Raw genomic sequence first — 20,120 nt, forward strand, 5'->3', positions numbered from 1 at the left:
GCATCATTGCCGCAGGCCCAGGTCGCGCCATTCGGCGAAACGGTTACTGTATCGCCTGTCGAAGCTGCCACGCGACCTGTTTCGCCATGGCAGCGGAAGTAATATTGGTAAACGACAGTAAAATGCCCCCCTTTCCTGACGAAACCACTCGCCAACGGCTTAGCGCCTGTACCGCCAGTCCGGCCTGATTCGCTTTTGCTACCTGCGCTTTATCATCACCTTCAACCTCAATAACCAATTGAATACCGCCTTTCTGTAATGTCACGACAAATCCCTGTTCTGCCAGCGCCTCTTCAATCCATAACCGTCGCTGAGCATAATGTTGACGCATCTTTTTCAGATGCCGCCAGAAATGGCCATCACGGATAAAATCAGCCAGCGTGTGCTGCCATAACAACGGTACACTACAGGGCATCAGCGACGCCTGCTGGCGGAAATGCTCAATCTGCTTTATCGGCACCACCAGCCAGGCGGTACGTAATGCCGGAAAGAGCGACTTACTGAACGTTCCGGCGTAAATCACTCGCTGCGGGGCATCCAGACTCTTGAGCGGCGGAAGCGGTTTACCGTGATAACGAAATTCGCTGTCGTAGTCATCTTCAATAATCCAGGCCTGCACATTCGCCGCCCATGCCAGAAGTTGCCGTCGGCGAGTTAACGACAGCGCCACCCCCAACGGACTTTGATGGGCGGGCGTCACCAATGCAAAGCGCCCCTGCGGGCAATCCCGCATCCCCGCCGCGACATTCAGCCCATCGGCATCGACCGGAATCGGCGCCAGCGTAATCCCCTCCTGCGTTATCACCGGGCGAATTAACGGAAAGCCGGGATCTTCCACCCACATGCTGTCTCCCGGCACAGACAATGTACGCAGGATTAGCCGCATAGAATCCGCATAACCGGAGGTAATAAATACCTGTTCCGGCAGACATTCAATGCTACGCGAAACCCGCAGGTAATCGACTATCGCCTGGCGCAAAATCGCCTCGCCGCAGACGTCGCCTAATGCCAGATCGAAGCGCGTCTGCGTGCGCAACCGACGCCCCATCACTCGCGCCCACTTCTCGCGTGGAAAGAGATCCAGCGCCGGTAACCCCATCTGAAAGGGTTTCGGCTCCGGACTTTCTCCGGCAAAAACGGCGGGTATCGGCGGCGCCGTCTCAAACCGTAGAGCGTTGCTCACAAACGTGCCTGCCTGGCCACGTCGCTCCAGCCAGCCCTGCGCCACCAGTTCGCCATAGGCATTTTCCACCGTGGCGCGAGAAACGCCCAGTTCCTGCGCCCACGTTCGGCTGGAAGGCAAACGCGTTCCGGGCGCGAGTTCTCCTTGCTCAATGGCCGTTTTTAACTGACGAGCGATGTGCTGATAGCGCGGCATATGGTCTGCTTTTTCTGTAAAAATATGGCTCTCTTTTACAGACCATTATAGTGCTACAGTGCTCGTCATCAACACGAGGAGAAACATGATGACGACGTTACGCCAACCCTATTATGAACTGAGCCCGGAGGTTTATAGCGCTCTGGTGCAGGCGAAAAACGCGCTGGAAAAGAGCACGCTTGACCTCACTCTGATGGAGCTGATTTACCTGCGTGTTTCGCAAATAAATGGTTGTGCATTTTGCCTGGAGATGCACAGTAAAGCGCTGCGTAAGGCTGGCGTAAATCAAGCTAAATTAGATGCGCTGGCAGGATGGCGGGTAAGCCACCATTTCAGCGAGCAAGAGTGCGCGGCGTTAGCCTGGGCGGAATCGGTGACGCACATTGCTGAAACCCACGCCGAAGATAATGTTTACCTGCCGCTGCTCGATCATTTCAGCGCGCGTGAAATCAGCGATCTGACCTTCGCCATCGGTTTAATGAACTGCTTTAACCGTCTGGCGATCGGTATGCGAATGTGACGCATTGTTGCCGGATGGCGCAGATGTCAGCCAACTCTGTTATGCGTCAACCTGCAGGCCGGATCGGGCGTTCACGCCGCCATCCGGCAAAAATTAGCCATGCCGCCCCTCCCCCGCTGCGTTCATCAGCGACGTTAAAATCAATCGAAAATTCCCATATCTTGTATGGTTGAATCTTAATTCAACTACATCTAGTATTTCGTGTATCAACACACGACAATCCGACGCGTTTCATCGCGCCGTTTTCTCATTTTAAATGGAAATACGAATCATGAGCATTACTATTTACACTCGCAATAACTGTGTTCAGTGCCACGCCACAAAGCGGGCGATGGAAAGCCGTGGATTTGAATTTGAGATAGTGAACGTCGATCTGGTGCCGGATGCAGCGGATACGCTCCGGGCGCAAGGATTTCGTCAATTACCGGTGGTGATGGCGGGCGATTTGAGCTGGTCTGGCTTCCGCCCGGACATGATTAACCGTCTGCACCCGACACCCCACGCGGCAAACGCATGAGCGCGCTTGTCTACTTCTCCAGCAGCTCTGAAAATACGCACCGTTTTATGCAGCGTCTGGGGCTGCCTGCCACGCGTATTCCGCTCAATGAACGGGAGCGAATTCAGGTAGACGAACCGTACATTCTGGTTGTGCCGTCATACGGCGGCGGCGGGATGGCCGGTGCGGTGCCGCGACAGGTGATCCGCTTTTTAAATGATGAACACAACCGGGCGCGCATTCGCGGCGTCATCGCCTCCGGTAACCGCAATTTCGGCGATGCCTGGGGATGCGCTGGCGATGTGATAGCACAAAAATGCGGCGTCCCCTGGCTGTACCGCTTTGAGCTCATGGGCACACAACGCGACATCGATAACGTCCGAAAAGGAGTAAATGAATTTTGGCAACAACTACCCCGGAGCGCGTAATGCAGGAAACCATGGATTACCACGCCCTGAACGCGATGCTGAATCTTTATGATAAAGCAGGCCATATTCAGTTCGACAAGGACCAGCAGGCGATCGACGCCTTCTTTGCCGCCCACGTCCGCCCGCATTCCGTGACGTTTGCCAGCCAGCATGAACGTCTGGAGACGCTGGTTCGGGAAGGGTATTACGATGACGCCGTCCTCGCGCGTTACGACCGCGCCTTCGTCCTTCGCCTGTTCGAGCACGCCCATGCCAGCGGCTTTCGCTTCCAGACGTTTCTTGGCGCCTGGAAGTTCTATACCAGTTACACGCTGAAAACCTTCGACGGCAAACGTTATCTGGAACACTTTGAAGATCGGGTGACAATGGTGGCGTTGACGCTGGCGCAGGGTGACGAAACACTGGCCACCCAACTGACCGATGAAATGCTTTCTGGTCGCTTTCAGCCCGCCACCCCGACTTTTTTAAATTGCGGCAAACAGCAGCGTGGGGAACTGGTCTCCTGCTTCCTGCTCCGTATCGAAGACAATATGGAGTCGATCGGGCGAGCGGTGAATTCGGCGCTGCAACTCTCCAAACGCGGCGGCGGCGTCGCGTTTTTACTCTCCAATCTGCGCGAGGCGGGCGCGCCGATCAAACGCATTGAGAATCAGTCTTCCGGCGTGATCCCGGTGATGAAAATGCTGGAAGACGCATTTTCGTATGCCAACCAGCTTGGCGCGCGCCAGGGGGCCGGCGCGGTTTATCTCCATGCGCACCACCCGGATATTCTGCGTTTTCTGGATACCAAACGGGAAAATGCTGACGAAAAAATCCGGATCAAAACGCTCTCTCTCGGCGTGGTGATCCCGGATATCACCTTCCGGCTGGCGAAAGAAAACGCGCAAATGGCGCTCTTTTCGCCCTATGACGTACAACGACGCTACGGCAAACCGTTTGGCGATATCGCCATTAGCGAACGGTACGATGAATTAATTGCCGATCCGCACGTGCGTAAAACCTATATTAACGCCCGTGACTTTTTTCAAACACTGGCGGAGATTCAGTTCGAATCCGGGTATCCCTACATCATGTTTGAAGATACGGTAAACCGCGCGAATCCCATTGCTGGGCGCATTAATATGAGCAACCTGTGCTCGGAAATTTTACAGGTCAATAGCGCCTCCCGTTACGACGATAACCTTGACTATACCCACATCGGGCATGACATCTCCTGCAATCTCGGCTCGCTGAATATCGCTCACGTCATGGATTCACCGGACATTGGTCGTACCGTAGAAACCGCTATTCGCGGCCTGACGGCGGTGTCGGACATGAGCCATATACGCAGCGTGCCCTCAATAGCCGCCGGTAATGCCGCCTCTCATGCCATCGGTCTGGGCCAGATGAATCTGCATGGTTATCTGGCGAGAGAAGGCATTGCCTACGGTTCGCCGGAGGCGTTGGATTTCACCAATCTCTATTTTTACACCATTACCTGGCATGCCGTGCATACTTCAATGCGGCTGGCCCGCGAACGCGGCAAAACCTTCGCCGAATTTGCGCAGTCGCGCTATGCCAGCGGCGACTATTTTACGCAGTATTTACAGGACGACTGGCAACCGAAAACGGCGAAAGTCAGGGCGCTATTTGCCCGCAGCGGCATTACGCTGCCCACACGAGAAATGTGGCTAAAGCTGCGCGACGATGTGATGCGCTATGGCATCTATAACCAAAATTTGCAGGCGGTGCCGCCGACCGGTTCGATTTCTTACATTAATCATGCGACCTCCAGCATTCATCCGATTGTGGCCAAAATTGAGATTCGCAAAGAGGGCAAAACCGGGCGTGTGTATTACCCCGCGCCGTTTATGACCAATGAAAATCTGGACATGTATCAGGATGCTTACGATATCGGTCCGGAAAAAATTATTGATACCTATGCCGAGGCCACGCGCCACGTCGATCAAGGACTGTCGCTCACCCTGTTTTTCCCCGATACCGCCACGACCCGCGATATCAACAAGGCGCAGATCTATGCCTGGCGAAAAGGTATTAAGTCACTGTATTACATCCGGCTTCGCCAGTTGGCGCTGGAAGGTACTGAAATTGAAGGCTGCGTATCCTGCGCGCTATAAGGAAAGCCATATGAAATTATCTCGTATTAGCGCCATCAACTGGAACAAGATCCAGGACGACAAAGATCTGGAGGTGTGGAACCGGCTGACCAGTAACTTCTGGCTGCCGGAAAAAGTGCCGTTATCGAATGATATTCCGGCCTGGCAGACGCTGAGCGCCGCCGAACAGCAGCTCACTATTCGCGTGTTTACGGGTCTTACGCTGCTCGACACTATCCAGAACATCGCAGGCGCGCCGTCGTTAATGGCAGATGCCATCACGCCGCATGAAGAGGCAGTACTGTCGAACATCAGCTTTATGGAAGCGGTACACGCCCGCTCTTACAGTTCTATTTTTTCCACACTGTGCCAGACGAAAGAGGTTGATGCCGCCTACGCCTGGAGCGAAGAAAACCCGCCGCTACAGCGTAAGGCGCAGATTATTTTGGCTCATTACGTCAGCGATGAACCGCTAAAGAAAAAGATTGCCAGCGTCTTTTTAGAGTCTTTTCTGTTCTATTCCGGCTTCTGGCTGCCGATGTATTTCTCCAGCCGCGGTAAGCTCACGAACACTGCCGACCTGATTCGTTTAATCATTCGCGATGAAGCGGTTCACGGTTATTATATTGGCTATAAGTATCAGATAGCGCTACAAAAACTATCGGCAATCGAGCGTGAAGAGTTAAAGCTTTTCGCGCTGGATTTGTTGATGGAACTGTACGACAACGAAATCCGCTACACAGAAGCGTTATATGCGGAAACCGGCTGGGTTAACGACGTCAAAGCCTTCTTGTGCTACAACGCCAATAAAGCCTTAATGAACCTGGGTTATGAGGCGTTATTTCCGCCGGAGATGGCAGACGTGAATCCCGCAATCCTTGCCGCGCTCTCGCCGAATGCCGACGAAAACCATGATTTCTTTTCCGGCTCAGGTTCATCTTATGTGATGGGGAAAACAGTCGAAACCGAAGACGAAGACTGGAATTTTTAACCTTACGGGCATGGGAAATAACGTTACATTTCCCATGCCTTTATTTCAAGCAATAGGGAGTCAAATCGCGCAAATATTATAACATGTCCTACACTCAATACGAGTGACATTATTCACCTGGATTCCCCCAATTCAGGTGGATTTTTGCTGGTTGTTCCAAAAAATATCTCTTCCTCCCCATTCGCGTTCAGCCCTTATATCATGGGAAATCACAGCCGATAGCACCTCGCAATATTCATGCCAGAAGCAAATTCAGGGTTGTCTCAGATTCTGAGTATGTTAGGGTAGAAAAAGGTAACTATTTCTATCAGGTAACATATCGACATAAGTAAATAACAGGAATCATTCTATTGCATGGCAATTAAATTAGAAGTGAAGAATCTGTATAAAATATTTGGAGAGCATCCGCAGCGTGCCTTCAAATATATTGAAAAGGGACTATCGAAAGAGCAAATACTGGAAAAAACGGGGCTATCGCTTGGCGTTAAAGACGCCAGTCTGGCCATTGAAGAAGGCGAGATATTTGTCATCATGGGATTATCCGGCTCGGGTAAATCCACAATGGTACGCCTTCTCAATCGCCTGATTGAACCCACCCGCGGACAGGTACTGATTGACGGCGTTGATATTGCCAAAATATCAGACGCTGAGCTTCGCGAGGTGCGCAGGAAAAAGATTGCGATGGTCTTCCAGTCATTTGCGCTCATGCCACATATGACCGTGCTGGATAATACGGCATTCGGTATGGAATTAGCGGGCATCGCGGCGCAAGAGCGTCGAGAAAAAGCGCTGGACGCCTTGCGTCAGGTGGGGCTTGAGAATTACGCTCACGCCTATCCGGATGAACTTTCCGGTGGGATGCGTCAGCGTGTTGGGCTTGCCCGCGCGCTGGCAATCAACCCTGATATCTTATTAATGGATGAAGCGTTTTCCGCCCTCGATCCATTAATTCGTACCGAAATGCAGGATGAGCTGGTGAAATTACAGGCGAAACATCAGCGCACCATTGTCTTTATTTCCCACGATCTTGATGAGGCTATGCGTATTGGCGACAGGATTGCCATTATGCAAAATGGCGAGGTCGTACAGGTTGGTACGCCGGATGAGATCCTGAATAATCCGGCAAATGATTATGTCCGCACGTTCTTCCGTGGCGTGGATATTAGTCAGGTCTTTAGCGCCAAAGATATTGCCCGTCGCAGCCCGGTCGGATTAATTCGTAAAACGCCAGGTTTTGGTCCCCGTTCGGCACTGAAATTATTACAGGACGAAGACCGTGAATATGGTTACGTCATTGAGCGTGGCAATAAATTCGTGGGCGTCGTGTCCATCGACTCATTAAAAGCGGCATTAAGCCAGGCGCAAGGGATTGAAGCGGCGCTTATCGACGACCCTTTAGTCGTTGATGCGCAAACCCCACTCAGCGAGTTGCTCTCTCACGTCGGTCAGGCGCCCTGCGCAGTGCCGGTTGTCGATGAAGAACACCAGTATGTTGGCATTATTTCAAAACGTATGTTGCTACAGGCTTTAGATCGCGAGGGGGGTAACAATGGCTGATCAAACGAATCCGTGGGATACCGCACAGGTGGCCGATACTACGACGCAAACGGCTGATGCCTGGGGAACACCGGCAGGCGTAGCCACGGACGGCGGCAGTACCGACTGGTTGAACAGCGCGCCCGCGCCAGCCCCTGAACACTTTTCTCTTCTGGACCCGTTCCATAAGACGCTGATCCCGCTGGATAGCTGGGTCACAGAGGGAATCGACTGGGTCGTCACCCATTTCCGTCCCCTTTTTCAGGGGATTCGTGTGCCGGTGGATTACATCCTTAACGGCTTTCAGCAACTGCTGCTGGGAATGCCCGCCCCTGTGGCGATTATTCTCTTTGCGCTGATTGCCTGGCAGGTTTCCGGCGTGGGCATGGGGATCGCGGCGCTGATATCGCTGATCGCCATCGGCGCGATCGGCGCCTGGTCGCAGGCGATGATTACCCTGGCGCTGGTGCTGACCGCCCTGTTGTTCTGCGTCGTGATCGGATTACCGATGGGAATCTGGCTGGCGCGCAGCCCGCGCGCGGCCAAAATAGTTCGTCCGCTGCTGGATGCGATGCAGACCACGCCCGCGTTTGTCTATCTGGTGCCGATTGTCATGTTATTCGGCATCGGTAACGTGCCGGGCGTGGTGGTGACGATTATTTTTGCGCTACCGCCAATTATACGCCTGACGATCCTGGGCATTAACCAGGTGCCTGCCGACTTAATTGAAGCGTCGCGCTCGTTCGGCGCCAGCCCGCGCCAAATGTTGTTCAAAGTGCAACTACCGCTGGCGATGCCCACCATTATGGCAGGCGTTAATCAGACGCTGATGCTGGCTCTCTCGATGGTCGTCATCGCCTCGATGATTGCGGTCGGCGGGCTTGGCCAGATGGTATTACGCGGCATTGGTCGTCTTGATATGGGGCTGGCAACCGTCGGCGGCGTCGGCATTGTGATTCTCGCCATCATTCTGGACCGTCTGACGCAGGCCGTCGGGCGCGACTCGCGTAGCCGCGGTAACCGTCGCTGGTATACCACCGGTCCTGTTGGGCTAATCACCCGCCCTTTCGTTAAGTAACTCTCCTGACGCCCGGTGACATTGCGCTTACCGGGCTTACAACTCCCTACCATAATTAAAGGAACAACGATGCGACATACTGTGATATTTGCCTCAGCGTTTGCCACCCTTGTCACCGCCAGCGCTTTCGCTGCCGACCTGCCTGGCAAAGGCATTACCGTTCAACCTATCCAAAGCACTATTTCTGAAGAGTCCTTCCAGACGTTACTGGTCAGCCGGGCGCTGGAAAAGTTGGGTTATACCGTAAATAAGCCGAGTGAAGTCGATTACAACGTAGGCTATACCTCCATCGCCTCTGGCGATGCGACGTTTACCGCCGTGAACTGGCAGCCGCTGCATGATGATATGTATGCCGCAGCAGGCGGAGACAACAAGTTTTACCGCGAGGGCGTCTTCGTCTCCGGCGCTGCGCAGGGCTATCTGATCGATAAAAAAACCGCCGAGCAGTACAACATCACCAATATCGCTCAGCTAAAAGATCCGAAAATCGCCAAAATCTTCGATACCAATGGCGACGGCAAAGCGGACATGATGGGCTGCTCGCCGGGCTGGGGCTGCGAAGCCGTGATCAATCACCAGAATAAAGCGTTTGATCTGCAAAAAACCGTTGAGGTCAGCCACGGTAACTATGCGGCGATGATGGCTGATACCATTACCCGTTTTAAAGAAGGCAAGCCGGTGCTGTATTACACCTGGACCCCGTACTGGGTGAGCGACGTAATGAAGCCGGGTAAAGATGTCGTCTGGCTACAGGTGCCGTTCTCCTCTCTGCCGGGCGAACAGAAAAATATTGATACTAAACTGCCGAACGGCGCGAACTATGGGTTCCCGGTTAATACCATGCATATTGTCGCCAATAAGGCATGGGCGGAGAAAAACCCGGCGGCGGCGAAACTGTTCGCCATCATGAAGCTGCCGCTGGCGGATATCAACGCGCAGAACGCCATGATGCATGCCGGTAAATCGTCTGAAGCCGATGTTCAGGGCCACGTGGACGGCTGGATCAACGCCCACCAGCAGCAGTTTAACGGCTGGGTGAAAGAAGCGCTGGCCGCGCAGAAATAGTATCGTTTTTTATGCCGGATAAGGCGCAATTCATGCGCCGCTATCCGGCCAACGCAATCTCTCCTCAAAGCGCACGATTCATCACGTCACCGTTCCCCTTTATTCATCAACATCCGCTATGATTGTTTTCCCAGGAAATAATTATCTGAATCACGATTACCATAATGACGAAACCCACTCATGAGCTTAGCCCGGCGCTGATCGTTTTAATGTCTGTGGCCACGGGTCTGGCGGTCGCCAGCAACTACTATGCCCAGCCGCTGCTTGATACCATCGCGCATCACTTTTCGCTTTCCGCCAGCTCCGCAGGGTTTATCGTTACCGCCGCGCAGTTGGGCTATGCCGCTGGCCTGTTGTTTCTGGTGCCGCTCGGCGACATGTTTGAACGCCGAACGCTGATTGTCTCCATGACGTTGCTGGCGGCTGGCGGAATGCTGATCACCGCCAGCAGTCAGTCGCTTAGCATGATGATACTCGGAACGGCCTTAACCGGACTGTTCTCCGTGGTGGCGCAGATTCTGGTTCCGCTGGCCGCTACGCTTGCGACGCCCGCCACCCGCGGTAAAGTGGTCGGCACCATTATGAGCGGCCTGTTGCTGGGGATCCTGCTGGCGCGAACGGTCGCCGGACTGCTGGCAAACCTCGGCGGTTGGCGCACCGTATTTTGGGTAGCGTCGGCGCTGATGGCGCTGATGGCCGTCGCGTTATGGCGCGGACTGCCAAAGCTCAAATCCGACACCCATCTTAACTACCCGCAACTGTTGGGTTCTGTATTCAGCCTGTTTATTCACGATAAGCTGCTGCGTACCCGCGCGCTGCTGGGCTGTCTGACCTTTGCTAATTTCAGCATCCTCTGGACGTCAATGGCCTTTTTGCTCGCCGCGCCGCCGTTTAGCTATTCCGAGGGGATGATTGGCCTGTTTGGCCTGGCGGGGGCCGCTGGCGCTTTAGGCGCGCGTCCGGCGGGCGGATTTGCCGATAAAGGTAAATCTCACCTCACCACCACGTTCGGCTTACTGCTGCTGTTACTCTCCTGGCTGGCTATCTGGCTTGGGCACACCTCGGTACTGGCGCTGATTATTGGCATTCTGGTACTGGACCTCACCGTTCAGGGGGTACATATCACCAATCAGACGGTCATCTATCGTTTGCATCCGGATGCGCGTAACCGGCTCACCGCCGGCTATATGACCAGCTACTTTATCGGTGGCGCCGCGGGGTCGCTGATTTCCGCCTCCGCCTGGCAACATGCCGGCTGGGCTGGCGTTTGTCTGGCGGGTGTCACGGTAGCCTTACTTAATTTACTGGTCTGGTGGCGAGGTTTTCACCGACAGGAAGCCGTAAATTAAGCGGATAGTGAGCGTTTACCTTTGTTTAAGCTCCTTAGGGTGTTAAGGAGCTCCCCAGTCTGTTAAGGTTATGCTATTCATTTATCATGGTTATTTTTATACCGGTGAAGAATAATATAATTCTATGGAAAGCCCTGCATCCCCATCTGCTCCCAGGCCAATAGCGCCCGTTCAAGGATTCGAAGGTCGTTCACCGATAGCTATCCGTGATATTCCGGTGGCTTTTGCATCGGGTTGTAAGGCCGTTTACCCGGCTTTCGCCCCTCCCGCTTATCGTTCTCTCCTGATTTTTTCATGCAGGCACTCACGCTTTTCTCGTCATTCCTGGATTTGCCGCAGGCGGCGCTTTACCGGGCCCAATGTTCCCGCTGACGTCTCAGTCTGCGTATCATTGGTTGCTTTATAGCCTGAAAGAATGATTTTGTATTAATAATACATTTACTTTATTTGTCACTGTCGTTACTATATCGGCTGAAATTAATGAGGTCATGCCCAAATGGATAGTTCGTTTACGCCCATTGAACAAATGCTAAAATTTCGCGCCAGCCGTCACGAAGACTTTCCTTACCAGGAAATTCTTTTGACTCGTCTTTGTATGCACATGCAAGGCAAGCTCCTGGAAAACCGCAATAAAATGCTGAAGGCTCAAGGGATTAACGAGACGTTGTTTATGGCGTTGATTACGCTGGAGTCTCAGGAAAACCACAGTATTCAGCCGTCTGAATTAAGCTGCGCGCTGGGTTCATCTCGCACCAATGCGACACGCATTGCAGATGAGCTGGAAAAACGCGGCTGGATTGAGCGTCGTGAGAGCGATAACGACCGCCGTTGCCTGCATCTGCAATTAACGGAGAAAGGCCAGGCATTTTTGCAAGAAGTGCTTCCGCCTCAGCATCATTGTCTGCATCAACTCTGGTCATCACTTAGCACAGCCGAAAAAGATCAACTTGAGCACATCACTCGTAAACTCCTGACGCGTCTTGATCAAATGGAGCAGGAAGGCACTGTTCTTGAGGCGCTGCGCTAAAGCGCCGACCCGCTCAAAAATCCAGATTAATAACAGGAAAGCGGACAGGCCGGCACGCATTACTGCTGGCCTTTCTGACAACAGGTCGGCTCAGCCGATGTGAATAATAAGATCGTGGAGAACAACATGAGCGCAAATGCGGAGATCCAAACCCCGCAGCAACCGGCTAAGAAGAAAGGCAAACGCAAAACAGCGCTGCTACTTCTTACCTTGCTCTTTGTTATTATTGCCGTGGCATATGGAATTTATTGGTTTTTAGTATTGCGTCATATTGAAGAGACAGATGATGCTTACGTGGCAGGGAACCAGGTTCAAATCATGGCGCAGGTGTCAGGCAGCGTGACGAAAGTCTGGGCTGATAACACCGACTTTGTAAAAGAGGGCGATGTTCTGGTCACGCTCGATCAGACTGACGCCAAACAAGCGTTTGAAAAAGCTAAAACGGCGCTGGCCTCCAGCGTGCGCCAGACGCACCAGTTGATGATTAACAGCAAGCAGTTGCAGGCGAATATCGACGTGCAAAAAACCGCCCTGGCGCAAGCGCAAAGCGACCTTAACCGTCGTGTGCCGCTGGGTAACGCCAATCTTATTGGCCGTGAAGAGCTGCAACACGCCCGCGATGCCGTCGCCAGCGCGCAGGCACGGCTGGATGTCGCCATTCAACAGTACAATGCCAACCAGGCAATGATACTCAACAGTAAACTGGAAGATCAGCCCGCGGTTCAACAAGCGGCGACCGAAGTGCGTAACGCCTGGCTGGCGCTGGAGCGTACCCGCATCGTCAGCCCAATGACCGGTTATGTCTCCCGCCGCGCCGTCCAGCCTGGCGCGCAGATCAGCCCCACCACGCCGCTGATGGCCGTGGTGCCTGCAACCGATCTGTGGGTGGACGCTAACTTTAAAGAGACTCAATTAGCGAATATGCGCATTGGGCAGCCAGTGACGGTGATTACTGATATTTATGGCGACGACGTAAAATACACCGGTAAAGTCGTCGGTCTGGATATGGGAACAGGCAGCGCCTTCTCTCTGCTGCCCGCGCAAAATGCGACGGGTAACTGGATTAAAGTGGTTCAACGTCTGCCGGTACGCGTCGAACTGGACGCCCGCCAGTTAGAACAACATCCGCTGCGTATTGGTTTATCGACGCTGGTCACCGTGGATACCGCTAATCGCGACGGTCAGGTACTGGCCAGCCAGGTACGAACGACGCCGGTTGCCGAAAGTAACGCACGCGAAATTAATCTCGCGCCGGTCAATAAACTGATCGACGACATAGTGCAGGCTAACGCGGGTTAATCCTGAGGTGCGTGTGATGCAACAGCAAAAACCGCTGGAGGGCGCGCAGCTCGTCATCATGACGATCGCGCTGTCGCTGGCGACATTCATGCAGGTGCTGGACTCCACCATTGCCAACGTGGCGATTCCGACCATCGCCGGGAACCTGGGTTCTTCCCTAAGCCAGGGGACATGGGTTATCACCTCTTTCGGGGTGGCGAACGCTATCTCGATTCCCTTAACCGGCTGGCTGGCGAAACGTTTTGGCGAAGTCAAACTGTTCATGTGGTCGACGGTCGCCTTTGCCGCGGCCTCCTGGGCCTGTGGCGTATCCAGCAGCCTGAATATGCTGATCTTCTTCCGCGTGGTGCAGGGCGTGGTCGCCGGGCCGCTGATTCCGCTCTCGCAAAGCCTGTTGCTGAATAACTATCCGCCTGCAAAGCGCTCCATTGCGCTGGCGCTCTGGTCAATGACCGTCATTGTCGCGCCGATTTGCGGCCCGATTCTGGGGGGCTATATCAGTGATAATTACCACTGGGGATGGATTTTCTTCATCAACGTGCCGATTGGCATCGCCGTCGTCCTGATGACGTTACACACGCTGCGCGGACGTGAAACGCATACCGAACGGCGACGTATTGACGCCGTCGGGCTGGCGTTACTGGTGATTGGCATCGGCAGCCTGCAAATTATGCTCGATCGCGGTAAAGAGCTGGACTGGTTCTCCTCGCAGGAAATTATCATCCTGACCGTGGTCGCCGTCATCGCCATCAGTTTCCTGATCGTCTGGGAACTGACCGACGATCACCCTATCGTCGATCTTTCTCTTTTTAAATCGCGTAACTTCACGATTGGCTGCTTGTGCATCAGCCTTGCCTATATGCTCTATTTCGGCGCCATTGTTCTACTGCCGCAGCTTTTGCAAGAGGTGTACGGCTATACCGCAACGTGGGCAGGTCTGGCGTCGGCGCCAGTCGGCATTATTCCGGTAATTTTGTCGCCGATTATCGGACGCTTCGCGCATAAACTGGATATGCGCAGGCTGGTCACGTTCAGCTTCATTATGTACGCCGTCTGTTTTTACTGGCGCGCCTGGACGTTCGAACCGGGTATGGATTTCGGCGCTTCCGCATGGCCGCAGTTTATTCAGGGATTTGCCGTCGCCTGCTTCTTTATGCCGCTGACCACCATTACGCTCTCCGGGTTACCGCCAGAACGGCTGGCGGCGGCATCAAGCCTGTCGAACTTCACGCGAACGCTGGCGGGCTCCATCGGCACCTCGATTACCACCACTATGTGGACCGATCGTGAGTCGCTACACCATGCGCAGCTCACCGAGTCGATTACGGCGTATAATCCAAACGCTCAGGCTATGTACGATAAACTGGAAGGCTTAGGGATGACGCACCAACAGGCGTCAGGCTGGATAGCTCAGCAAATCACGAATCAGGGGCTGATTATTTCCGCCAACGAAATCTTCTGGATGTCGGCGGGGATCTTCCTGGTGCTGCTCGGCCTGGTGTGGTTCGCCAAACCGCCCTTCGGTGCGGGCGGCGGCGGTGGCGGCGCGCACTAACTATCTGATAAAAGGGATCTGCGGATCCCTTTTTTAGTAGACCAACAATCAGAAGAAATATTTGAATCTCAGACGCCCGCCGTAACGCGCATCTTCACTGTTATCGCCATTATTCGGATTGGCCTCTACCCATGAAGCATAGGCACCGAGGTAGATGTTAAAGTTTTTCATATCCATCACGTTGGGGAATAAATATGAGGCATGAATAGTGTGAATGTCATAATTGCCGGGATCGGTGATCCAACAATCGTCCTCACAAACGGCATCGATATTAGTAGCATTGAAGGCTTCGATTTTGTTATGCGCATAGATATAACCCAGTTCAAATCGATGCCACAGCGCATTCACCCCAGCGGTAAAATCTGTCTCATCGGTCGCATCCATATAGGCGGTATTCAGGTTAATCACTGCGCCATCTTCCGGGTCAGTTTTTTGACCATTCCAGGTCATGGTAAAACCATAGCCCGTACGATCTGACTGATCGATCCACTTCCCATTCTCATAATAGCCATAGGCGTTGTTAACGACGTTACTTTCCATCGCTATCGCCGTTGAAAAACGCCCGTTTTGCCAGGCGATAACCGGACGGACGTAAGCCACGTTTTTATCGTTGGTTAAATCCATTCCGTGGTACTGCTTCTCGGTATATAACGTACTGCCATTTTCCAGCAATGTGTTAACTTCGAAATACCAGTTGTCGATGGTTTTACTCAGCAGGAAGTTACCCCCACTGTCGCTACGTCCCCGTCCTTCTTTCATCATATAGATATAGCCGTAACCGTCACTGTAAAGATCGTTCGCTGTATTCCCCGAATATTCAATAAACGTATCCTGATTCAGCGGGAACATATCGTAGGCTTCAAAACGACCAACCTTAATTTTCCAGTCATTCTCACGACCAAAGAAGAAAACGGCATCATCAAGGTTCATTTTTCCGGTCAGGTCCGCCAGAGGCTGTACAGAGAATCCGGCAAAATTACCGTTGTCCAGCCGCTGGTAGCCATCAAAGCCCAACAACAGGCGTCCGTTAATATCCCAGCGTTCATTGGTTCCTGATGCCCAATCTTTATTCGCTGACGTTCTCATCGAGGTCAGGCTACCGGAACGGCTTGCCGCATCCATATTAAATTCGACATCGCCATAGAACTTAATATCGCTGAATCCGGATAAGGTCAGCTTCGGCGGCGTTTTATCTGCTGCAATGGGCTCGGCGGACTGGACATTCACCGTCGGCGTAGCGGCGACCTGCTGCTGTTTCAGCGAGCGAATTTGCGCCTCGGCATCGGATGCCCGTTTTTCAGCATTAACAACACGTTGCTCCAGTTCAGCCAGACGCTGCTCAATAGTGATATTATTCGCTGCCCAAAGGTTATGAGAAAAGCAAGCGCCGATCATCAGCGCCAAATATTTAGCCTTCATTTTTTATCCCTTAAGTTTGATGTATACCAGATAAGATTTGCTAAAAACCCCATCGACCGGCTATTAGTAGAGTCTTGTTATTACCTGGATATCTGGCGCATTCCATTATGTTTTTCTATTAATTATTTATGATTTTTAGTTTATGTGATCAATACACTCTGGCATCGTGAGTTATCCGCCTTTTCTGTTTACCAGATCACATTTTATTATTTAACAGGCCAGGCATTACTTAATTTAAAATGTATTCTCGCCGCAAATATAATAAACGCAAATTATATTAAGCAATAAAAAACCCCGGCCATAGACCGGGGTTAATTTAAATACTGGAAACGCTTACCAATAAGACTAAATATGCAGTTCCTGCAGTTTTTCTTTCGGCAGCGCCAGCTCTTTATTGCTGTTCACGCGCACATCACACTCCAGAATATGACGGGCAATGTCCTGCGCTTCACTGAGCGAGTGCATCTGATACGTACCGCACTGGTAAACGTTCAGCTCCGGGATCTGGTTTTGATCCTGCACTTTCAGCACATCCGCCATCGCCGCTTTCCAAGCGTCGGCAACACGCTGCTCGTCCGGCGTGCCAATCAGGCTCATGTAGAAACCGGTACGGCAGCCCATCGGTGAGATATCGATAATCTCAACGCCGTTACCGTTGAGGTGGTCGCGCATAAAGCCAGCAAACAGATGCTCAAGCGTATGAATCCCTTTTTCCGGCATCACTTCTTTGTTCGGAATGCAAAAACGCAGATCAAACACGGTGATTGCGTCGCCATGCGGAGTGTTCATCGTTTTTGCAACCCGGACCGCCGGCGCTTGCATCCGGGTATGATCGACTGCGAAGCTATCTAATAATGGCATTTAGTCACCTCCGATAATTTTTTAAAAATAAACTGAACTCTTTGTTCCGGGGCGAGTCTGAGTATATGAAAGACGCGCATTTGTTATCATCATCCCTGTTTTCAGCGATGAAATTTTGGCCACTCCGTGAGTGGCCTTTTTCTTTTGGGTCAGGCGTGTTTTGCAAGCCACGCGGCAAACGGCTCGGTATCCGCCGCCTCAATCTCCTGCTGACGACGTACTGAAGCGTCACGTTCAGCAATAAACTCTTCTTCCTGTAAAATCTCCAGCGGCTCTTCGCGTAACAGATTACGGTAAGCCTCACCGAACGCTTTCCCAGTGCCGCCAATGCCTTCATCAATCATAGACCGTAAGATTCGGGCAGAGAATGTCAGTTCAGGATTATCAAAGCAGGCGACCAACTCATCACACACCTTTTGATACTCCTCTCCCCCGTGGATACTGTCCAGCGTTTGCGCCACGCGTTTCAGATCGCGGAAGAGATCTTTCCCTACTTTGGGCAGCGGGAACTGCGCGGTTTCACAGCCAATCCCCAGGGTAAGGCCCGGCTTACGCCCTTCCAGAATAACGCGATTCCAGTTAGTACGCGTACATAACAGCTCATCGCTACTCATTTCCGGCGCATCGGCCAATACGCACCAGACCATAAACAGATCGAGGAAGCGCACCTGTTGCTCGTCTACGCCGATCGGTGAGAACGGGTTAATATCGAGAGAACGAACTTCGATGTACTCAATACCACCACGCAGAAGCGCATCTGAAGGCGATTCGCCGCTGCGCGTCACGCGCTTGGGACGAATGGGCGCGTACAGCTCATTTTCAATTTGCAGAACGTTGCTGTTAATCTGTAGCCGCTTACCGTCTTTTTCCACACCAATCCGCGCGTACTCCTCGGAAGGGGTTTTAATCGCGCGCTTCAGACCTGCAACATATTCATGCAAATCGTTAAACGTAATTCCGAGATTGCTTTGCGACTTATTGGTATAGCCCAAATCACTCAAACGCAGCGACGTCGCATATGGCAGGTAGTACATGCCGCAGTCCGTTTTTTCAAACGGTAATGTGGTTGGCTTTCCTTGCAGGAAAGAGGAACAAATGGCCGGAGACGCGCCAAACAGATAGGGGATGACCCAGCCAAAACGGTAATAGTTGCGAATCAGACGAAAATAGCCGGCAGAAATTTTTTCTTTTGCCGCTTCGCCTTCCGTAACGCCGCATTTCGCCTGCCAGAACGCCATCGGTAATGAAAAATTGTAATGTACGCCGGAGATGGTTTGCATCAAAGCGCCATAACGATTTTTCAGCCCTTCGCGATAGAGCGTCTTAAAGCGCCCGGTATTGGATGTGCCGTACTGCGCCAGCTCTATGTCCTGCCCTTCCGCAATATAGCAGGGCATACTTAATGGCCACATCCGCTCATCGCCCAGTTTCCTGGCCGTATACCGATGGAGATCGCGCATAAAAGTGAGCATATGCTGGATATCGCCATCGACTGGCGTAATAAACTCCAGTAGGGCTTCCGCAAAATCCGTGGTAATCCATTTATGGGTCAGCGCTGAACCTAACGCTTCAGGATGACCTGTTGTCGCCAGCGTGCCATCAGCATTGACACGCAGCGTTTCGCGCTCTAACCCGCGCTGTATCCCCTTTAACGCCTGAGGATGTTTTTCCAGCCAGGCCAGAGCCTGTGATACGTCCGGGATCAAATTGACCTCCCGCCTGTCCAAATCGTTTTAATAAGCATAACTGTAATGGCGGCCATACATGCCAAACCTACAATTATTACCACCACATCATGCCCTGAACCGTCGCCGCTGCGAGCGCAACATAGCGCAGCGCCTTACCAAGACACAAAAAAAAGATCGTCCGCCCCCACGGGATGCGCATCCATCCCGCTAACAGGCACAACAAATCACCGATGACCGGCATCCAGCTTAATAATAGTGTGGCTGCGCCATAACGCTTTAGCCAGCCAGTCGCTTTTTCCTGCCAGCGCGACGTTTTGCGCAGCGGAAAGAAACGCCCAAGAATAACGTTAGTTACCCCTCCAAGGCTATTACCCATTGTTGCTGTTAAGACTAAGACCCAGGGATGGCTGACGCCGGAGACCAGCATAGCAACCAAAACCACCTCAGAATTACCGGGTAACAGCGTCGCGCTGAGAAAACTACTGGCAAACAGAGACAGGAGCGACAGTCCGTCACTCACAATAGTCGAACATCCACGGCATCCATTCCCGCCGCCCGCGCCGCCTGTAAACCAAAATCGGCATCTTCAAATACCACGCACTGCGTCGGCATGACGCCCATCCGTTGGGCGCACAGTAGGAAGGTGTCAGGCGCAGGTTTGTGATGCTGTACGTGATCTGCCGCCACAACCGCATCAAAATAACGACGCAGCCCCAGATGCGCTAACAAGGCTTCCGCGATAGCGCTTTCGCTACCGGTACCGACCGACATGGGACGCCGCCCATGCCACGCTTTGACCACCTCAACCAGCGGCAGCGGTTCTACGCAGTCCAGCAGGATGCTTTTTACCGCGTCGGTTTTCTCACGCGCCAGTGACAGGGGATCAAGATCGGCATGGTTAAGCTCAATGATTGACTGGGCGATAAGCCAGGTTGGCGAACCGTTAAGCGCGACCATTGCCTGTTCATCAAAACGAAGACCATAGCGCCCCAAAACCTCACGCCACGCTTTGCGATGCGTGGGTTCGGTATCCAGGAGAGTACCGTCCATATCAAAAATCAAACCAGCATAACGTGCGTACATCGTGTTCTCGCAAACCGAATAACCAGACAGTACTTTATCGCAATTGGTTGATTTTGTCGCTAATAGAGATGAAGAGGTGTGTTCAGGATAAGGGGAAAAGCGATTGCAGGGCAGTGACGTATCCGGGAGGATTATTCGCCTTATGGGCCGTTGCTGACGCAACGTTATCCTTCTGATGCCAGCGGTGATTACCGCTATCTTATCTGCATCTTCATCGCTGAAAGTACGGAGAATAAAGTATGGAGAATATG

The 20,120-nt window shown here is 52.7% G+C and carries 18 protein-coding genes; 12 read left to right on the forward strand and 6 right to left on the reverse strand.

The features are described 5' to 3' along the window. Positions 1–43: 43 nt before the first annotated feature. Positions 44–1,378, reverse strand: a complete 1,335-nt coding sequence (locus tag ACLJQJ_RS10625) for a PLP-dependent aminotransferase family protein (protein WP_001138463.1) — start codon at positions 1,376–1,378, stop codon at positions 44–46. Between the two features lie 88 nt (positions 1,379–1,466). On the opposite strand from ACLJQJ_RS10625, the gene ACLJQJ_RS10630 reads away from it, so the two are divergent. From ACLJQJ_RS10630 to emrB, 12 genes are all read left to right on the forward strand, one after another. Then, positions 1,467–1,898 carry a carboxymuconolactone decarboxylase family protein gene (locus ACLJQJ_RS10630; protein WP_000209807.1) on the forward strand — a complete coding sequence of 144 codons (432 nt, stop codon included), beginning with the start codon at positions 1,467–1,469 and terminating at the stop codon, positions 1,896–1,898. 271 nt (positions 1,899–2,169) lie between these two features. Continuing rightward, complete coding sequence (gene nrdH / locus ACLJQJ_RS10635) at positions 2,170–2,415, forward strand: glutaredoxin-like protein NrdH (RefSeq protein ID WP_063808933.1); 246 nt, start codon at positions 2,170–2,172, stop codon at positions 2,413–2,415. Then, on the forward strand, positions 2,412–2,822 hold the full coding sequence (gene nrdI / locus ACLJQJ_RS10640; RefSeq protein ID WP_001275401.1) for a class Ib ribonucleoside-diphosphate reductase assembly flavoprotein NrdI: 411 nt from the start codon (positions 2,412–2,414) through the stop codon (positions 2,820–2,822). The genes nrdH and nrdI overlap by 4 nt, the downstream gene beginning before the upstream one ends. Beyond that, positions 2,795–4,939 (forward strand): class 1b ribonucleoside-diphosphate reductase subunit alpha, encoded by a 2,145-nt coding sequence (gene nrdE / locus ACLJQJ_RS10645; protein ID WP_063808932.1) that lies wholly within the window; start codon positions 2,795–2,797, stop codon positions 4,937–4,939. The genes nrdI and nrdE overlap by 28 nt, the downstream gene beginning before the upstream one ends. Before the next feature lie 10 nt (positions 4,940–4,949). Further along, a complete protein-coding gene (gene nrdF, locus ACLJQJ_RS10650) occupies positions 4,950–5,909 on the forward strand; it encodes a class 1b ribonucleoside-diphosphate reductase subunit beta (protein WP_000777903.1) in 960 nt (319 codons plus the stop codon). Positions 5,910–6,263: 354 nt separating this feature from the next. Next, positions 6,264–7,466, forward strand: coding sequence for a glycine betaine/L-proline ABC transporter ATP-binding protein ProV (proV, locus tag ACLJQJ_RS10655; RefSeq protein WP_000985529.1), 1,203 nt, complete (start codon positions 6,264–6,266; stop codon positions 7,464–7,466). Next, positions 7,459–8,523: a glycine betaine/L-proline ABC transporter permease ProW gene (gene proW, locus ACLJQJ_RS10660; RefSeq protein WP_000775015.1), complete on the forward strand. Its 1,065-nt coding sequence runs from the start codon at positions 7,459–7,461 to the stop codon at positions 8,521–8,523. Before proV ends, proW begins: the two co-directional genes overlap by 8 nt. 69 nt (positions 8,524–8,592) lie before the next feature. Further along, on the forward strand, positions 8,593–9,588 hold the full coding sequence (gene proX, locus ACLJQJ_RS10665) for a glycine betaine/L-proline ABC transporter substrate-binding protein ProX (RefSeq protein ID WP_063808931.1): 996 nt from the start codon (positions 8,593–8,595) through the stop codon (positions 9,586–9,588). A 164-nt stretch (positions 9,589–9,752) separates the two neighbouring features. Continuing rightward, the gene (locus ACLJQJ_RS10670; protein ID WP_000165758.1) at positions 9,753–10,937 is read left to right on the forward strand and encodes an MFS transporter; all 1,185 of its coding nucleotides are present in this window, start codon (positions 9,753–9,755) and stop codon (positions 10,935–10,937) included. 496 nt (positions 10,938–11,433) lie between these two features. After that, on the forward strand, positions 11,434–11,964 hold the full coding sequence (mprA, locus tag ACLJQJ_RS10675; RefSeq protein WP_000378431.1) for a transcriptional repressor MprA: 531 nt from the start codon (positions 11,434–11,436) through the stop codon (positions 11,962–11,964). 126 nt (positions 11,965–12,090) lie between these two features. Then, the gene (gene emrA, locus ACLJQJ_RS10680; protein WP_001726936.1) at positions 12,091–13,263 is read left to right on the forward strand and encodes a multidrug efflux MFS transporter periplasmic adaptor subunit EmrA; all 1,173 of its coding nucleotides are present in this window, start codon (positions 12,091–12,093) and stop codon (positions 13,261–13,263) included. Between the two features lie 16 nt (positions 13,264–13,279). After that, positions 13,280–14,818, forward strand: a complete 1,539-nt coding sequence (gene emrB, locus ACLJQJ_RS10685; RefSeq protein ID WP_001187297.1) for a multidrug efflux MFS transporter permease subunit EmrB — start codon at positions 13,280–13,282, stop codon at positions 14,816–14,818. 48 nt (positions 14,819–14,866) lie between these two features. On the opposite strand, the gene ACLJQJ_RS10690 is transcribed toward emrB, so the two are convergent. The 5 genes from ACLJQJ_RS10690 to yqaB form a co-directional block, all read right to left on the reverse strand. Further along, positions 14,867–16,237, reverse strand: coding sequence for a carbohydrate porin (locus ACLJQJ_RS10690; RefSeq protein WP_000645137.1), 1,371 nt, complete (start codon positions 16,235–16,237; stop codon positions 14,867–14,869). Positions 16,238–16,582: 345 nt separating this feature from the next. Next, positions 16,583–17,098, reverse strand: a complete 516-nt coding sequence (luxS, locus tag ACLJQJ_RS10695) for an S-ribosylhomocysteine lyase (protein WP_001130193.1) — start codon at positions 17,096–17,098, stop codon at positions 16,583–16,585. Between the two features lie 149 nt (positions 17,099–17,247). Further along, the gene (gshA, locus tag ACLJQJ_RS10700) at positions 17,248–18,804 is read right to left on the reverse strand and encodes a glutamate--cysteine ligase (RefSeq protein ID WP_000611821.1); all 1,557 of its coding nucleotides are present in this window, start codon (positions 18,802–18,804) and stop codon (positions 17,248–17,250) included. 76 nt (positions 18,805–18,880) lie between these two features. Next, positions 18,881–19,306, reverse strand: coding sequence for a YqaA family protein (locus ACLJQJ_RS10705; RefSeq protein ID WP_001279499.1), 426 nt, complete (start codon positions 19,304–19,306; stop codon positions 18,881–18,883). Next, on the reverse strand, positions 19,303–19,869 hold the full coding sequence (yqaB, locus tag ACLJQJ_RS10710) for a fructose-1-phosphate/6-phosphogluconate phosphatase (protein WP_000271296.1): 567 nt from the start codon (positions 19,867–19,869) through the stop codon (positions 19,303–19,305). The genes ACLJQJ_RS10705 and yqaB overlap by 4 nt, the downstream gene beginning before the upstream one ends. Between the last annotated feature and the right edge of the window lie 251 nt (positions 19,870–20,120).

This window comes from Salmonella sp. SAL04202 (assembly GCF_046550775.1).
Classification (GTDB): Bacteria; Pseudomonadota; Gammaproteobacteria; order Enterobacterales; family Enterobacteriaceae; genus Salmonella; species Salmonella enterica.

Excerpts from the sequence above, each read along its gene's own strand:
- ACLJQJ_RS10625 (WP_001138463.1), bottom strand. The coding sequence starts at position 1,378 with ATGCCGCGCTATCAGCACATCGCTCGTCAGTTAAAAACGGCCATTGAG.
- ACLJQJ_RS10690 (WP_000645137.1), bottom strand. The coding sequence starts at position 16,237 with ATGAAGGCTAAATATTTGGCGCTGATGATCGGCGCTTGCTTTTCTCAT.
- ACLJQJ_RS10670 (WP_000165758.1), top strand. The coding sequence starts at position 9,753 with ATGACGAAACCCACTCATGAGCTTAGCCCGGCGCTGATCGTTTTAATG.
- yqaB (WP_000271296.1), bottom strand. The coding sequence starts at position 19,869 with ATGTACGCACGTTATGCTGGTTTGATTTTTGATATGGACGGTACTCTC.
- mprA (WP_000378431.1), top strand. The coding sequence starts at position 11,434 with ATGGATAGTTCGTTTACGCCCATTGAACAAATGCTAAAATTTCGCGCC.
- proX (WP_063808931.1), top strand. The coding sequence starts at position 8,593 with ATGCGACATACTGTGATATTTGCCTCAGCGTTTGCCACCCTTGTCACC.
- nrdH (WP_063808933.1), top strand. The coding sequence starts at position 2,170 with ATGAGCATTACTATTTACACTCGCAATAACTGTGTTCAGTGCCACGCC.
- proW (WP_000775015.1), top strand. The coding sequence starts at position 7,459 with ATGGCTGATCAAACGAATCCGTGGGATACCGCACAGGTGGCCGATACT.
- ACLJQJ_RS10630 (WP_000209807.1), top strand. The coding sequence starts at position 1,467 with ATGACGACGTTACGCCAACCCTATTATGAACTGAGCCCGGAGGTTTAT.
- emrA (WP_001726936.1), top strand. The coding sequence starts at position 12,091 with ATGAGCGCAAATGCGGAGATCCAAACCCCGCAGCAACCGGCTAAGAAG.
- emrB (WP_001187297.1), top strand. The coding sequence starts at position 13,280 with ATGCAACAGCAAAAACCGCTGGAGGGCGCGCAGCTCGTCATCATGACG.
- proV (WP_000985529.1), top strand. The coding sequence starts at position 6,264 with ATGGCAATTAAATTAGAAGTGAAGAATCTGTATAAAATATTTGGAGAG.
- nrdF (WP_000777903.1), top strand. The coding sequence starts at position 4,950 with ATGAAATTATCTCGTATTAGCGCCATCAACTGGAACAAGATCCAGGAC.
- nrdI (WP_001275401.1), top strand. The coding sequence starts at position 2,412 with ATGAGCGCGCTTGTCTACTTCTCCAGCAGCTCTGAAAATACGCACCGT.
- luxS (WP_001130193.1), bottom strand. The coding sequence starts at position 17,098 with ATGCCATTATTAGATAGCTTCGCAGTCGATCATACCCGGATGCAAGCG.